At 40.7% G+C, this 17,380-nt stretch carries 8 protein-coding genes; all 8 read left to right on the forward strand.

Annotated elements, in window-relative coordinates:
* The first annotated feature begins 1 nt into the window (after position 1).
* The 8 genes from bcsA (at position 2) to fahA (ending at position 17,277) form a co-directional block, all read left to right on the forward strand.
* A complete protein-coding gene (gene bcsA / locus PSH48_RS14580; protein ID WP_138579255.1) occupies positions 2-2,671 on the forward strand; it encodes a UDP-forming cellulose synthase catalytic subunit in 2,670 nt (889 codons plus the stop codon).
* Entirely contained in the window at positions 2,664-4,910 is a 2,247-nt protein-coding gene (bcsB, locus tag PSH48_RS14585; protein ID WP_138579257.1) for a cellulose biosynthesis cyclic di-GMP-binding regulatory protein BcsB, read from the forward strand. Before bcsA ends, bcsB begins: the two co-directional genes overlap by 8 nt.
* Positions 4,910-6,037, forward strand: coding sequence for a cellulose synthase complex periplasmic endoglucanase BcsZ (gene bcsZ / locus PSH48_RS14590; RefSeq protein WP_138579259.1), 1,128 nt, complete (start codon positions 4,910-4,912; stop codon positions 6,035-6,037). The genes bcsB and bcsZ overlap by 1 nt, the downstream gene beginning before the upstream one ends.
* Positions 6,028-9,846 carry a cellulose synthase subunit BcsC-related outer membrane protein gene (locus PSH48_RS14595; RefSeq protein WP_138579261.1) on the forward strand — a complete coding sequence of 1,273 codons (3,819 nt, stop codon included), beginning with the start codon at positions 6,028-6,030 and terminating at the stop codon, positions 9,844-9,846. The genes bcsZ and PSH48_RS14595 overlap by 10 nt, the downstream gene beginning before the upstream one ends.
* Positions 9,847-10,091: 245 nt before the next feature.
* Positions 10,092-11,585: a peptide MFS transporter gene (locus PSH48_RS14600; protein WP_138579263.1), complete on the forward strand. Its 1,494-nt coding sequence runs from the start codon at positions 10,092-10,094 to the stop codon at positions 11,583-11,585.
* 145 nt (positions 11,586-11,730) lie between these two features.
* The gene (locus PSH48_RS14605) at positions 11,731-14,478 is read left to right on the forward strand and encodes a metallophosphoesterase (protein ID WP_273611798.1); all 2,748 of its coding nucleotides are present in this window, start codon (positions 11,731-11,733) and stop codon (positions 14,476-14,478) included.
* Positions 14,479-14,786: 308 nt separating this feature from the next.
* On the forward strand, positions 14,787-15,833 hold the full coding sequence (hppD, locus tag PSH48_RS14610) for a 4-hydroxyphenylpyruvate dioxygenase (protein WP_273611799.1): 1,047 nt from the start codon (positions 14,787-14,789) through the stop codon (positions 15,831-15,833).
* Positions 15,834-15,963: 130 nt separating this feature from the next.
* The gene (fahA, locus tag PSH48_RS14615; RefSeq protein ID WP_138579267.1) at positions 15,964-17,277 is read left to right on the forward strand and encodes a fumarylacetoacetase; all 1,314 of its coding nucleotides are present in this window, start codon (positions 15,964-15,966) and stop codon (positions 17,275-17,277) included.
* The last annotated feature ends 103 nt before the right edge of the window (positions 17,278-17,380 follow it).

Consider the following 17,380-nt stretch of genomic DNA (forward strand, 5'->3'; position numbering starts at 1 on the left):
TATGAGCTTTTCTTTATTTTATAAGCGCCCAATACACAGTACTTTGTATTTACTGTTAAGCATTATTTTTACTGAAAAACTTGTACGTTATATTTTATTTAAGTTTCATAGTTATTTTAACCAGCACAAAGTAAACGTAATAGAAGCCTTTTTAATGCCTTTTATTACGCTGATTAGTTCATTGTTTATCAATATAAAAGACCACAAAATTAACTTTGAACTTGTTTCGTATGATTACTACCCGCATCTTCGCTTGCCGTACCGCACGTTTATTTATTCAAATATTTTGCGCTTTATCATTCAAAGCGTTTATTTGTTATTTTTTAAATACAAACCTAAAAATAACTCTGTAAGGGAGCGGCTATCAAATCAGTTTTATAATGGGGTAAGTTATTCACTTAAACAGTTGCGTTGGTTTGACTTAAAACTAGGTAGATTACTAAAGCGTTTGTTATCAAAAAACGTTAAGGGTCCTAAAAAAAGTGCTTTTAAAACCATGGCTGACGCTAAGATTTGGCAAAATAAACTAATAAAATATGTGGTTGTAGCCTTTATATTGTTTTTACTGGCTATTTTTATAACCATTCCGTTTAGCCTAGAAGCGCAAGCCGTGTTTATTAGTTTTATTTTGATAGTGGCATACGGGCTTAAGCGCGTTAAAGGGCAAATGGCCACGATTGTAATGATCACCCTATCGGTAACCACTTCATCGCGTTATTTATGGTGGCGCTACACAGAAACCCTCAATTGGGATGACCCTGTTGCACTTACGTTAGGCGCAGGCTTGCTGCTGGCAGAAACCTATGCGTGGCTAGTGCTCATTTTAGGCTTTTTTCAAACTATAAACCCCCTTGAGCGTAAACCTGTTCCGTTGCCAGAAAACACTGACTTATGGCCAACAGTTGATGTATACATTCCTACTTATAATGAACCATTAAGTGTTGTACAACCTACCACGCTTGCGGCGATGAGCATTGATTGGCCTGCAGATAAGCTCAACGTGTATATTCTTGATGATGGCAAACGCCCTGAGTTTAAAGAATTTGCTCAAAAAGTGGGGGTGGGTTATTTAACACGACCCGATAATAACCACGCTAAAGCCGGTAATATGAATAGCGCCATGCGCTACACTAACGGCGACTACATTGCTATTTTTGACTGTGACCACGTACCTGCCCGCTCATTTTTACAAATGACCATGGGGCAATTTTTAAAAGACAGCAAAGTATGTTTAGTTCAAACACCGCATCACTTTTTCTCAGCAGATCCGTTTGAGCGTAATTTAAATAACCACAGCCAAATCCCTAATGAAAACATGCTTTTTTATGGGTTGATCCAAGATGGTAATGACATGTGGGATGCCACCTTCTTTTGTGGCTCATGCGCTGTTTTAAAACGCGAAGCACTCGACAATATTGGTGGCTTTGCATTTGAAACGGTAACCGAAGATGCCCACACTGCTCTGCGTATGCAACGTGCCGGTTATAAAACCGCTTATATAAATATCCCACAAGCTGCAGGCCTTGCCACCGACAGCCTCTCTGCACATATTGGCCAGCGTATTCGTTGGGCTCGGGGTATGGCACAAATATTTAGGCTCGATAACCCAATTTTAGGTAAAGGGCTCGATATACCACAGCGCCTGTGCTACTTAAACGCCATGCTGCACTTTTTATCGGGCATTCCGCGTATTGTATTTTTAACCGCGCCACTGGCGCTCATATACTTTAATGCTTACATTATCTATGCGCCGTTTTTAGCTATTTTTATTTATGTAGTGCCTACACTCATACAAATAAAAGCGACCAACTCACGAATTCAGGGTAAATATCGCTACTCTTTTTGGGGTGAAGTGTATGAGTCTGTTCTTGCCTGGTACATATTAAAGCCGACAACCGTTGCGCTAATAAACCCTAATAAGGGTAAGTTTAACGTAACAGAGAAAGGCGGCTTAAATGATAAAGAACATTACGATTGGGGTATATCTAAACCCTACTTGGTACTTTTACTCATAAACTTAGTTGGCATGCTTGTAGGTGTTTTACGCTTAGGCTTTGGCGATCCGAGCCAAGTGGGCGTTTTGTTAATCAGCATGGGCTGGGCAATTTATAATATTATTATTTTAGGCGCTGCGGTAGCCGTTGCTGCAGAAGCTAGGCAAGTAAGGCAGTCACACCGTATTAAGGCAAACTTTCCGGCGGGCGTGCGCTTAGCAAATGGGCATACGTTAAAAGTTAAAATAACCGATTACTCTGATAATGGGGTAGGCATTGAAACAGAGCACGCTCATTTATGCCGAGTAAACGACAAAATAGAGCTATTAATGAGCCGCGGTAATAAACAGTTTTCGTTTACAACGTATGTATGTAACACCCGAAACAAACAAATAGGCTTAACGTTAAAAGATCTCTCGCTCGAAAAGCAAAAAGCATTTATACAGTGCACCTTTTCAAGAGCGGATGCGTGGCTTGACTGGCAAAATAATTTTCGTCATGACCGCCCTTCATATAGCTTTAAAGAAGTACAAAAAACAAGTTTAAGAGGATTTAGCAATTTATTGTTTCATGCTCCTAAGCCATTACAACCCTTTGTAAAACTAATGACAAAAATTGTTGTATATATAAACTCTTTCACCCCTAAAAAACCAATAGTGCATAATAATTATGATTAAAAATTTGCTTAATACATTTCTAATACTGTTTTTAACATGCAGTGCTTACAAAGCATGTGCTATTGAGCCAATGCACGATAAATCTGTGTTTATAAATGGCTACCCAGAAAGCGCCAACGTGTCTAGTTTAAGATTAGACTTTGCTGCTTTGGGCTTTAATGGCTACAAGCTTGATGGCATAAACAACAACTCAAGAGTGGATTTTACCAACCGTATTGATAAATTAAGCACCGATTTACAGCTTAATTTTTCGTACACAAACTCGCCATCATTGATTGCTAACGTGTCGCATTTAAAAGTGTATTTTAATGAAAACTTGGTCACTGTACTGCCCATAAATGAGCAACTAAGTGTGGTTAAAAATACCGTTAACCATAGCCTAAAACTCAATGCTAAGTATGTACAAGACTACAACCAAGTACGGTTTGAGCTTGTTGGTTATTATGATTTACGTTGCCAAGATTACTTTAGTCGCTCTATTTGGACCGAAATTAATAAATCGAGCAATATCACGCTCAATCAAAAGCAACTGGCAATAGATAGCCGTTTAGAGTATTTACCAGAGCCCTTTTTTGATGCCAAAGATTACAATAAGTTAAGCTTACCGTTTGTGTTTGCAAAAACACCTAACACCAAAACAATTGAAGCGGCTGCGACTCTTTCAAGCTGGTTTGGCGCGCAAGCTGACTGGCGTGGTGCTGATTTTCCGGTGGTGATTAACAAATCATTAGATACGCACAGCGTGGTTTTTATTACCAACGATTCAAAGCCTGACTTTTTAAAAGACTATCCCGATGTGGAAAAGCCAACCGTTGAGATTATTTCAAACCCACTACATAGATACAGCAAAATGTTGCTTATTTTAGGGCGTGATGAAGACGATTTAAAAACCGCCGTCACGGGATTGGCCTTTGGCCATAAAGTCATGACCGGCAGAACAGCTAGCATAGAAGCAATTAACCAACTACCGCTTCGCAAGGCGTACGATGCCCCGCGCTGGTTACGCGCTGATAGAGCTGTACACTTTGACGAATTAATTGATTTTGACAATCAGCTACAAGCACAAGGGCTAAATAACGGACCCGTAAAATTAAACGTGCGTTTTGCTCCAGATTTATTTACTTGGCGCGAAAAAGGCATCCCCATTACATTGCAATATCGCAGCACACCCGAAAGCGAGTCTTTGGACTCTCGGTTAAATATGTTGATTAATCAAAAGTTTATTAGTGGATATTTGTTAGATAACGACGACTCTGCACTCAATACTACAAAAACATTATTGCCGCTTATTGCCAATACCGATACTACACAAAACGCAGAAAACTTTTCACTTAATGGCATAAACTTAGCCACTCGGAACGAGCTAAACTTTGATTTTAGATTTGGTGTGCTGAAAAAAGGTGAGTGTGCAATAGCACCACCTGGTGGTGAGTTTGGTGTTATTGATGGTAATTCTAATATTGATGTAAGTGGCTTTGATCATTACATTGCCCTGCCAGATTTGAATGTTTTTGCGAACAGTGGCTTCCCGTACACCAAATATGCCGATTTACAGCAAACACTTGTACTAATTGACCCGCAGCCTTCTGCAAAAGCGTTAACTTTGCTGTTTAATCTTACCGGTCATTTTGGCGCAATAACGGGGTATCCAACCCACAGAATGACAGTGGCCCATTTAAATGAAAATGTTGATTTAGACGACAAAGATATTTTAGTTGTTGCAAAGCCTGGCAGCAAAGCTCAGCAACTAGATGAAGATGCGCATACAAACGTACTTTTAACCAATAACCAACGTGAAATAAAGCAAGCAATTTACAACGGTGCATACGATGAGCAAGCCATAGATAAAATACAAGTGAGTGTAAAAAGTAGCGGAGATATGGCGGTAATTACAGCTTATCAATCTCCTTTTGATTCTGAACGCTCTGTTGTGTCACTTAATGCCACCACTGAAAAAGCATTTGGCTTAATTGATAAAACCCTTATGGATTCGCAAACATTAAGCCAATTAAAAGGCAGTGCTGCGGTTATAAACTCACAAGGCGTTAAAACAATAAAAACTGAAGAGCAATACTTTGTTGGTCATATTCCTGTACATACGCTGGTGTGGTTCCATTTATCTGACCATCCATTTATTTTAGCCCTGCTTTCTATATTAACGCTGTTACTAATTTCATTTATTTTATGGCGATTACTACAAGCACTCACCCATAAGCGTTTAGCTGAAGGAGATGAATAATGACATTACTTAACCGAGCATTATTAGTAGCCGCTTTTTTAAGTTTTTCTGTGTCAGCGCAAACGCAGCAGTGCGAGCCTTGGCAGGGGTGGCAAGTATTTAAAAATCACTTTATTAGTGATGACGGTCGCGTAATAGACCTAGGCTCAAAGCAAAATATTACCACCTCAGAGGGGCAATCATACGCACTATTTTTTGCGCTAGTAGCAAACGATAAAGCCGCGTTTGATACCATTTTAGATTGGACGCAGGACCATCTCTCTGAAGGCGATTTAAGTACACGTTTGCCTGCTTGGCAATGGGGTGAAACAGGTAATGATACCTATGGGATTATAGACTCAAACCCAGCATCAGATTCTGATTTGTGGATAGCATATAGTTTATCGCAAGCAGCTATTTTATGGGACGACCGCCGCTATAGTATTTTAGCTGCTGTATTAGCGCAGCGTATTATGCGAGAAGAAACCGCCTATATTTCAGGGTTAGGGCTTACTTTATTACCCGCCCCTGCTGGGTTTGAATTTGAAAATAACACCTATAAACTCAACCCTAGTTATTCACCGTTATTTATTTATCAGCAATTTAGCAAACTATACCCGCACTCACCTTGGCAGCAATTACATGAAGCGTCTGCAAAGCTTATTTTGGATACCGCTAAAAACGGGGTTAGCCCTGACTGGGTGATGTATAGCCCAGCAAAAGGTTTTTATTATGATAAAAAAGCAACCGATTTAGGCAGCTTTAACGCCATTAGGGTTTACTTATGGGCCAGTATGATGGCGAACGATGCGCCTTACAAAGCACAACTAAGCGAGCAGTTTACCCCTTTTGTAGAGGCTATAAACAGCCGTGGCTACGTTCCTTTAAATACCTATGCGCGCTCTGGCAAAACCCAAAAGCGTGGCCCATTAGGCTTTAATGCTGCTCTACTGCCCATGCTAAAAGAAAATGGCGATGATTCTTTGGTTATGGCCATTCAACAAAAGTTAATGGTCGATAAGTCATTCACACAAACACGCTATTACGACAGTGTATTAAACCTGTTTGGTAGTAGCGCGCTTAATAAGCGCTTTTTAATAACAGCAGACGGGACGCTCAAGCCAAGGTGGAGCACTGAATGTCGTTAAAATGGGCTGTTGTTTGTACGTTAGCAGTCAGCGCAAGTGTGCATGCTAAAACAAATAATGACATTGATACACACTCTGTTGAGTGGCTTTTAAGCCAAATCAATATTGGTGAAGTGCAAGAAAATAAAGATTTAATTGCCGATAGCTTACAAAAGCTATTGGCCATTGCCCCTAATCGAATAGAAAGCCAGTGTGCGCTTGCTCGTTTTGAGTTTGCCAATGGTAAGGCTATACAAGCAAATCAAATTTTAAGAAAAATTGACGGTAACAACACACGTACCCAGCCTTGTGTAGAACAGTTACGATTAATTGCTAGATTAGAAAACGAAGACAAAGCAGATATACAGCAAGCTAAATTACTTGCCCGTGCGGGACGTTACGAACAAGCGCGATTAATTTACAACAGGCTTTTTAAAAACACCTATCCAAGCTTAGCGTTTGAGCTCGAGCACTTAAGTTGGTATGCACAAGAGCAAAGCCAATGGAAAAATGTAAAAAAAGGCTACGAAAGGCTACTACGCAGTTACGAAAACATCGGCGCGGTAGATATTGCATACGCGCGCCACTTACTCAGAAATAACCCCACTGATAGCACCGCGCTAACGATTTTAAGTAAATATGGTGCCACCTCTCGCTACAGTAATGAAGTAGAAGCAATCTGGTTAGGTGCTTTATCTAACATGCAATTAAATAGCGCTACAGAAAAACAATTTCAGCGCTACTTTAGCGTGTATCCGTTTAGCAGCAAAGGCGAATTACAGTATCAAGATTTCAAAAAAGATTTAAAAGCGCGACAAAAATTATTAGCTAACCCGGCCTACCAACTATGGCTTAAAGGTGAGGCGTTACTTGAAAAAAACAAGCTCGTTGCCGCAGAGCCGCTTTTACTAAAAGCACTCAAAGGACGCCCTAACGATGGCGCAATTATGCGCAGCCTTGGCACCCTTTATTTGCGTATGGGTAAAAATCAAACATCTTATAATTATTTTACTAAGGCGTATTCGCATACCGCCGACTTTGCCGAGCGAGAAACGCTAAAAGACTTAGCAACCACAGCAAAGTTTTGGCTTTACATACGCCAAGCTAAAGAAGCCATAAATAATAGCCAGTTTAAAACGGCGTTGCTTAAATTAAATTTAGCCGACACACTTGAGCAAGACCCTGCTAGCGTTTTGTATAACCGCGGATTGTTACAATTTGCTCAAGGTAATTATTCACAAGCGGCCGCTATTTATCAAACCGTGTTAAAAAATGACCCGCTTAATAATGGCGCTCTAACAGGGTTATTAGAAATTGTTGAATTGGATAACAATGAGCAGTCGTTAATCAAGTTTTATAATGCTTTATCTCAGTCTCAAAAAGCACAACTTAAACCTGTGTATGTGGCAACGTTAAGTAGCCAGCTTCGCGAAAAAGCACGCCAACATAGTGATGCAGGCGATACAGAGCTTGCTGAGAAAACCTTAAAAGAGGCTATTGAACTGGCCCCTGAGCAGCCTTGGCTTTATTACGATTTAGCGTTTATTTATCAACAAAACGGGTTAACTCAAAAGGCAAAAACGTTATTTAATAATGTGCTTTGGCAGTTTCCGCTCAATCCACAGTTACGTTATAGCCATGCTTTATTTTTACGCTCAATTGATGATTATCAAGGCGCTTTAAACACCTTAGAGTATGTGCCGGTTAATGATCGAAATGACGACATAATTTCTCTTGAGCAACAACTTAGGCTCAACGAGTCTCTTCGACAAAGCGAGCGACACTTAAATACTAAAAATAGAACCACGGCTATTTTTCATTTAAGTAATTTAGAAGCGCAAAATTTAACTCCTGTAATGAAAGCCGAGCTATCGCGTAGCTGGTATCAAATAGATGAGAAAAAACACGCTCTAAAGTTAATTAATACTGCATTAAATACTGAGCCTACTTTATCACCTTATTGGCATATGCTTTACGCGCAGTGGCTATTAGAACAAAACGAGCGCCCTGCTGTAGAACAATGGTTTTCTCATTACAGCTTGCCTAATAATGCAAGTGCTGGCGAAGTAGAACAGTACGTCAATTTATACACCACGTATATTAATCAGTATTACGAAGGTGGCGAATTATTAGCAAAGCTGAACCAGCTTGATCAAAAGTACCAAAGTACACCCGCCATCACCACGGCATTAATAAATGCTAATTTAGCTCTGGGGCAACAAGAGTCAGCAATTATTGTTTATCAGCAAAAACTGAAAAACAATCAGCCAATTGAACCTCAAGCAATGCTTGCAATAGCAAAAGCTTACAGAGAATTAGGTAACGACTTTCAGGCAAAAGAAGTTACTGAGCGCGCAATAACGCAAACAGATGATCAGCAAGCCTACTTACAACGCCAAATAATGGCCTCGTTAAATGACTTTAATTACGCAGGTGATGCTTTAGCTTTAGCCAATCAATTAATTGCTAAATCACCCAATGATAAAGAGCTTAGTTATTTGGGCGCTGAAGTTGCCCGAAATTTTAATGAACAAGACCAAGCTAAGCAATGGTATTTAAAAACGCTATCAAGCGAGCAACGACTAAACGATGAATCGTTTTATAAACAAATTGCTCGCATAGATGAAAATGATGCGTGGTATATTAATGGCGCTAAACGCGAGCTTATAAATGAGCAAAGCAAAAACCAAGCATACATTGCTATTGGGGTAAACTTTAGTGGCCAAACAAGCACCGAAAGCGAGGCAACTCTTGGCGCAGGCTTAGTACCTATTGAGGCCTACTTTCCACTTTGGCAAGGCCAAGGGTTTATTAAAATAGACCCAACCACTATTAGCGCACAAACAACTCGCTTTGATGAGCAATTTGCTGGTAGCCGCTACGGCCAAGGTGCACTTTGTATATTTACCTGTGCTATTGATGAAGTAAGCCCTGAGCAAGATGGGGTCGATATAGGTATTGGGTGGCAAAATGAAAATTGGCGTGTTGATGTAGGCACGACCCCACTTGGCTTTTTAATTGAAGACATAGTATGGGGTGTAAATTACGCCAACAGTATTGGCGACTTTGGTTATAGCCTAGAGCTCGAAAAACGCCCAGTAACAAGCTCCGTGCTCTCTTATGCTGGGCTTGAAGATGTAAATACCGGTGAAATTTGGGGCGGCGTGCGCTCAACAGGCCTTACCGCCAACCTATCTCATGACTTAGGTGGCGATTGGGGCTTTTGGTCAAGCGCCGACTTTACGCTCTATAAAGGGCAAAATGTTAAAGATAACCAACGCTATAGAGTAATGGGCGGGTCTTATTATCGCGTTATTAGTAATCAAGAACGCGAGTTTACCGTCGGCGCAAGTCTATTGCATTGGGCATATCAGTATAATTTAAGTGAAGAAACATGGGGTCACGGCGGTTACTATAGCCCACAAAACTACGTTGGGTTGTCGGTGCCTTTAAGCTACGATGCGCGCTGGGGCGATGATTTTGTTTATCGCTTAAAAACGGGGGTTTCGTATTCGCAAACAAAAACCCAAGCCATTGATTTTTATCCTAACGACACTGACTTGCAGCTACAAGCCTACGATAGAGAATCGATTACCGGGGTGGACCCTGTATTTGAGAGTGATGACAGCTCTGGCGTGTCATACAATCTTGAAGGAAGCTTTGAGTACCGTATAACGCCGCATTGGTTTTTTGGTGGTTATTTAGCCATCGATCGTGCTGACTTTTACGAACCAAACTTTGGCCAGCTCTATATTCGCTATTACTTCAACCCTGTGTACGGGACGTTAGAGTTTCCTGGCACCCCAATTATTCCCTATGCAGACTTTTAACGCAGTGCAAGGTGATATATCGCGAATGCTTCCCCTCGCACTAAGGTATATGTATACTTGAGCGCAATTGTAACTAGGATAAGGGTGTGTCTCTTACCTTGTGGTGTTACTACCATTTAGCAAATCATTATCTTAGCTACAAATAATATACAGATGGTCGAGCGTTTTAGTGCCCCATGGCACAAAACAGCTAAAGCAAAAAATTATAAGGCCATTACAACAATTCTTAAAGTTAGGAAGTAAATATGAGTTCAGCTCCAGATAGTGGTTGGTTTGGCCACCCTAAAGGACTTTCGACATTGTTCTTCACTGAGATGTGGGAACGAATGAGTTACTACGGCATGCGAGCGATGCTCGTATTGTTCATGACAGCAAGCCTACAAGAAGAAGGCCTTGCCTTTACTGTTGCATCAGCTGCTGCAATTTACGGTTTATACACAGGTGCCGTTTATTTCTTAGGCTTACCGGGTGGTTGGCTAGCGGATAGATTATTCGGTGGTCAAAAGGCTGTATGGTACGGCGGTATCATCATCATGTGTGGCCATATTATTTTGGCCGTGCCTCATGAGTATTCATTTTTTATTGGTTTGATCTTTGTTGCTACAGGTACTGGTTTGCTAAAACCAAATATCAGCGCAATGGTAGGCCAGTTATACAGCGATGCTGATGAGCGCCGTGATGGCGGTTACGCTATATACTACATGGGTATTAACTTAGGTTCTTTAATTGGTTACTACGTATGTGGTTACTTTATGGAAAACGTAGGTTGGCACTGGGCATTTGGTGCAGCTGCTGTGGGTATGGCTATTGGCTTAATCCAATATAAGCGTACGCTTAACAACCTACCAGAGCACAGTGCATTACCGGCTAACCCATTAAGCGCTAAAGGTACATCTCGTGCATGGTTTGGTATTGCTGCTTTTGTTGTTATTGCCGCTGGTGTGACCGCTGCAGCAATGACGGGCGCAATTATTATTAACCCAACTGTTGTAGCAGGCTACACAGCTGTTGTGTTTACTATTATATTCTTTATTTATTTCGGGGTTATTTACTTTACAGGTAAATTAACAGCGGGCGAAAAACAAAGAATGTGGGCACTATTTTTAGTGTGTGTTGCCTCTGCGTGTTTTTGGTCTGGCTTTGAGCAAGCGGGTTCATCACTTAACCTATTTGCCCGTGATTACACAGATCGCCTTATTGGCACTTTTGAAATTCCGACTACGTGGTTCCAATCTTTAAACTCACTATTTATTATTGCTTTATCGCCATTTTTTGCCGCGCTTTGGATTAACTTATCTAAAAAGATGGTATCGCCGACTTACAGCGTAAAATGTGCAATGGGCTTAATTATTATGGCTTCTGGCTTTTTAGTTATGTTTATGGCCGCTCACTACGCAGCTGAAGGCTTAAAAGTAGCGCCATACTGGCTAGTAACAACTTACTTTTTACATACAGTAGGTGAGCTTTGTTTAAGCCCTGTAGCATTAAGTGCGGTAAGTAAACTTTCGCCACGTCGTTACACAGGCCAAATGATGGGTGTATTTGTATTAACTTATTCAATTGGTAACATTATTGCTGGCTTACTGGCTGGTAACTTTGATCCAAATAACGTTGAAGAAATCCCTAACTTATACTTACAAATTGCCTTATTTAGCATTGGCGTAGGTATTGTTTTAGTGCTTATGAGCTTTAAAGCGAAAGTATGGGAAAAACAAGGCCTAGAAGAAAAAGCTGCATAATATTGCACGTTTAATTACGCGTAATACTATTTATAATTTCCCCCATAGCCGCTATGGGGGAAATTTTCTCAAATTTCTATATCACCTCGCTGTAAACTGCTATCATCTGCTGATTAATTTTTAACTAGTCTCAGGGACGCAGTACATGCGCTTGTTAACTTTATCTCACACCCTATTTTTAACCTTAAGCATTGTTTTTTTATCAGCCTGTGGTGGTTCAGACGATCAAGTTACAACTAACCCTAATGATCCCGTTGAGCCTGAGCCTAGCGAGTTAACCGTATCTACAACTACAGGTTTAGATGTCAGCCTTGATGAAGGAAGCTTTTTACTGACTGTACCTGCCAATGCCGTCTCTCAAAACACTGAACTTACACACGAAAAAACAGTATTAGATGATGCAAATGCACTACTAAATATTATCTCAGATATACACCTACTCACCCCAAGTACGCTTTCTTTTAGTGATCCAATTACTATCAGCATAAAAATACCTGATGATTACCAATTAGGAGGCCAGCTATTTATTGCTAGACAATCTGGCGATGGCTGGGAAGTTATTGATAACTCTTTTGTTGCAGATGGGTTTGTAAGTGCGCAAGTAACAACACTAGGAACCTTCGCTATTATGATGCAGCGCAATGAGGCCTTTGCTGCTATAGGCCCAACGTGTGATGCCACAGCCACAGAGCAATCGGTTAGAGTTGTTCATGTTGCAGACCTACATGCGCGATTCGGTTATGAGGAGCAATACTTTAGCCGCATAAAAGCCTACTACAACCAAGTACTTGCACAAACGCCGCATACCCTTTTTACCAACGGGGGTGATGACTACGAAAAAGGCACTGTTGCTGAGCAACTATCACAAGGTAGCGCTACAGAAGAAGCCATTAAAGCCATGCAGTTTGATTTACGTGTGGTAGGAAATCACGACTATGCATGGGGGCCAGAAAAGTTATTAAGCTACTCGCAAGATGATAACGCCATAGTACTTGCCAGTAATACACGCTATGAAGGCGAACAATTACAAGATTTTGCTGCTGTAGGCTTTGCTAAAGTACAAGTAGGCTGTGTGACCTTAGGTGTATTTGGCATGACCTCAGTACCTTGGAACGAGCTAGACGAACCGATAGATGATGAGCCTATACCTGATTTTATCAAACAATTTAAAATGAGCTGGCAGTGGCAACAAATAGCACAAAGTATAGTAAACCAATACCAAGACGATGTTGACTACATGGTAATGCTAAGCCACTTAGGTGAAGGCTTAGACATTGATATGGCAACCGATGTAAGCGGTATTGATTTAGTGTTAGGCGGACATACCCACGGCGGTGAAAGTTATAATACGCTCGAGAACGGCGCTGTGGTTATTCAGCCAGATTTTTACGCCAAAGGCATCACCGATATTACTCTTACGTTTAACTTGCAAGATAAAACATCGCCAACAATAGATTACAGCACCATTGAAACTGACAGCATTAGCGAACGTGATGAACCAACTAAGCTGGCAATTGATGAAATTATGGGCCGCTATGCGCCTGATGCAAACACAGAAATTGCTATTTCTGAAAACTACCCAAGTAGTTTAGAACTTGCAGAAATAACGGCTTTAGCTGCAGCCCATGCAAGTGATATAACGGCGGCCCTGCTTAACCCAGGATTAGTACAAACAAGGTGGACACCAGGGACCTTAACACAAGAAGACTTTCATAAAGCCTACTATGTTGAGCGCCAGCCCTCTAACACTCCTGGCTTTAATTCGTTATATAGCGTAACGGTTACAGGTAGCGATTTAAACACCATGTTTGCCAGTCAGCCAGATTGGTTTTTACTCAAACCAGATGATATACAAGCTGCGAGCACTTATCAGGTTGCGTTGTTTAAAGGCGCAGCACTTAATCCCGAGCTATTTTTTAGCGGTGTAACGTTTTCAAACGTTGAAGCCATTGACGAAGCATGGTGGTTACTCGATCAATATGCGCGTTTTAGAACAAGCCAGTGCTTATACCTAGATACCGATAATCAACTCTTTTCATGTAATGAGCAAAGCACTGTCACAGTGTGGAATTTTGATGATGCAAATAGCCCTTTGGCAGCAGATTATGGCCCTTCAGTATTGAGCTATTTTGACCCAGAACAAACAAACTGGGGCCCTGAAGAAACGCAATATAATACAACTCAAGCACTTGGTATTGCTGATTTTGCTGATGGCAGCTCAGGTGTAATGGCGTTTTCACGCCACGCCCCTACCGAGGGGTTATTAATAACCTTAAATACACCTGCCAATGGTGATTATGCAAGTGAAGGAATGGTTTCTGATTACACCTTAGTAATGGATTTATATTGGCCAGAAGAAGGCAAAGATATTTATCGCGCTATCATGCAAGCAAACACACAAGATTACCTCACTGATGATGCCGATATGTTTATCGACCCAACCGGCGGTTATGGTAAATCAACCAGTGATAGTGGTTACTTTGGACAAACAGAGCCTGAAAACTGGCACCGAGTTGCATTTGTATTTTATACCGCCCCCAGTAATGGGGTATTTGAAGTGTACATAGACGGCGAGCTTGCTGGTGTTAAAGAAGACGGTGAAATAAATAACACCTGGGCATTAACGTCATCTGTTTTACTCTTTACAGATAACAACTTTGAAACAGTGCCCGGTTATTTAAACGCCCTTTTATATGCTGGGCGCGCCCTGACTCGAGACGAAATTAAAAGCATAGGCAGCGCACAATCAAAGCTGACATTTACCCCTACAACACGGGTATTAAACCAAGCTATTGAGCGCCATTACCAAGCAGCTCCAACCGTAACACCTAATCTTTGGCTCGAGCAGCGCAACACGTTTTTTAACAATCGCACACAAAGTGTAAACAATTAAATACAAAAAACATTACGTAACTACATTTTTAAAAGAGGTTTTATTTTTATAAAACCTCTTTTTTATTTATTTATATCAACACCTTAAACTTTAATAAACTAAAAGCATCAAGCTAATAAATGCTCGTTTACCCTAAAGCGTAAGGTATAAACCTATTGACTAAGTAAACGTCTTATTAAATTTACAGTTTGCTCAAATGCTAAATCTGCTCCCCCTCTTCCCCAAACTTAAAATCTAGTTGATTATCTAGCTCAACACGACAACAACACATAAACGCAGTAGCAATATTTATTGCAGGAGTAATAAAAATGAGTGAAGCAAATAATCCACTAGGTTTAGTTGGTATTGAGTTTACTGAATACGCAACACCTGATGCAGACTACATGGATAAAGTGTTTACTGATTTTGGTTTTTCAAAATTAAAAAATTTTAAAGGCAAAGATATTGTCTATTACAACCAAAACGACATTCACTTTTTACTAAATAACGAACGCGATGGTTTTTCTGCTGAATTTGCAAAAAGTCATGGCCCAGCAATTTGCTCTATGGGTTGGCGCGTTGAGGATGCACAGCATGCATTTGAAACAGCTGTAGCACGTGGTGCAAAACCCGCAACCGACTCAACCCATAAAGACTTACCTTACCCCGCCATTTACGGTATTGGCGATAGCCTGATTTACTTTATTGAGCAATTTGGTGATAAAGGGTCTATTTATGAGTCTGACTTTGAAGATTTATCATCACCTAATGTAGTTGAAGATAAAGGCTTTATACGTATAGATCACTTAACTAATAACGTTTACAAAGGCACTATGGAAACATGGGCAAACTTTTACAAAGACGTGTTTGGTTTTACAGAAGTACGCTATTTCGATATTAAAGGTCAAAAAACAGCGTTGCTATCGTATGCATTAAAATCACCGTGTGGCACCTTCTCAATTCCTATTAATGAAGGTAAAGGCAATGACAACAACCAAATTGACGAGTATTTAGGCGAATATAATGGCCCTGGTGTACAACATCTCGCGTTTTTAACTGACGATTTAGTTAGCTCGCTTGATAAGCTTGATAAATCGACCATTGCTACTTTAGACATTATTCCTGAGTATTACGACACTATTTTTGACCGTGTGCCGTGGGTTGCAGAAGATAAAGAAAAAATTCGCGAGCATCAAATATTAGTCGATAGCCAAAGTGAAAACTGCTACCTATTACAAATTTTCTCTAAAAACCTATTTGGACCTATTTTTATAGAAATGATCCAACGTGTAGATGATGGTGGTTTTGGTGAAGGTAATTTCCAAGCATTGTTTGAGTCAATTGAGCGAGACCAAGAGCGCCGCGGCGTTTTATAACTTTTTTGAGTAAATTAAAAGCAGCGATCTTCGCTGCTTTTTGTCGTTTTAATATTTAAAAAGTAGGGTGCAAGATACAAGTATGCTTAAATAAATGCATGCACCCAACATCAAACCTAAAGGATAAGTAATGAGCCAAATTAACGAAACCCACGACATTAATTTAACTAGCTGGGTAGAGTCGGCCAATATTAAAGGCTGTGACTTCCCGATTCAAAATTTACCTTTTGCAGAATTTCGTACTAAAAACACAAATGAAGAATTTAGAGGCGGGGTTGCTATTGGCGATCAGGTTATTGATTTAGCAAAATTGAGCCACTTAAACATTTTTACCGGTGATGCTAAAACAGCTCTGGATGCAGCAAGCGAATCAACACTAAATACATTTATGGGTTTAGGGGAGCAATACTGGTCAGCACTGCGCTTAGCGCTTTCAAAAGCATTGCGTGAAGGCGCACAGCAACAAAAAGAAATGCAAAGTACCCTTATTGCTCAAGCTGATATAGAGTTTTCACTGCCGTGTCGTATTGGTGATTACACCGACTTTTATACCTCAATTTACCATGCAACCGCCGTTGGTAGCTTGTTTAGACCAGACAACCCGCTTTTACCAAACTATAAATGGGTGCCGATTGGCTATCATGGCCGCTCTTCATCTATTGATGTATCGGGGCAAACGTTTCACCGCCCTAAAGGGCAAACTAAAGCGCCCGATGCAGATACCCCATCATTTGGCCCATGTAAACGCCTAGATTATGAGTTAGAGCTTGGTATTTACTTAGGCAAAGGCAATGCGTTAGGTGATGCTATCGCCATTGAAAACGCTGAAAACCATGTATTTGGTTTTTGTGTATTTAATGATTGGTCAGCACGAGATTTACAAGCATGGGAATACCAACCATTAGGCCCGTTTTTAGCTAAAAACTTTGCATCAACCGTATCGCCTTGGATTGTCACCACTGAAGCACTTGCACCTTTTAGAACTAGCTGGACACGTGATGAAAACGATCCACAGCCAATGCCGTACCTAGAATCTGCCGCTAACCGCGAGCAAGGTGCATTTGATATTCAAATGGATGTTAAAATTCAGACTCAAAAAATGCGTGATGACAACCACCAACCTACGCAGGTCTCTGCCTCAAGCTTCAAACATTCATATTGGACTGTGGCGCAAATGGTGACCCATCACACTGTAAATGGCTGTAACTTTATGCCAGGTGATATGCTCGGCTCTGGCACGCAGTCAGGCCCTACACATGAAGAAGCGGGTTCTTTATTAGAGCTTTCTCGTGGTGGTAAAGAAAAAATAACCCTGAGTAATGGTGAGCAGCGCAGCTTTTTAGAAGATGGCGATAATGTAATTATGCGCGGCTGGTGCGAAAAGCCAGGCTATGCCCGTATTGGCTTTGGTAGTGTAGAAAGCACAGTATTACCTGCTAAATAACTTATTGGTTATTGATATGTCCTAAATAAGCAAACACATTTGAGGACAACACATAGCAAATAAAAAAGCCACCTAGTTAAACTAGGTGGCTTTTTCGTATCTA

The organism is Pseudoalteromonas sp. Angola-4 (assembly GCF_028599265.1).
Lineage (GTDB): Bacteria > Pseudomonadota > Gammaproteobacteria > Enterobacterales > Alteromonadaceae > Pseudoalteromonas > Pseudoalteromonas atlantica.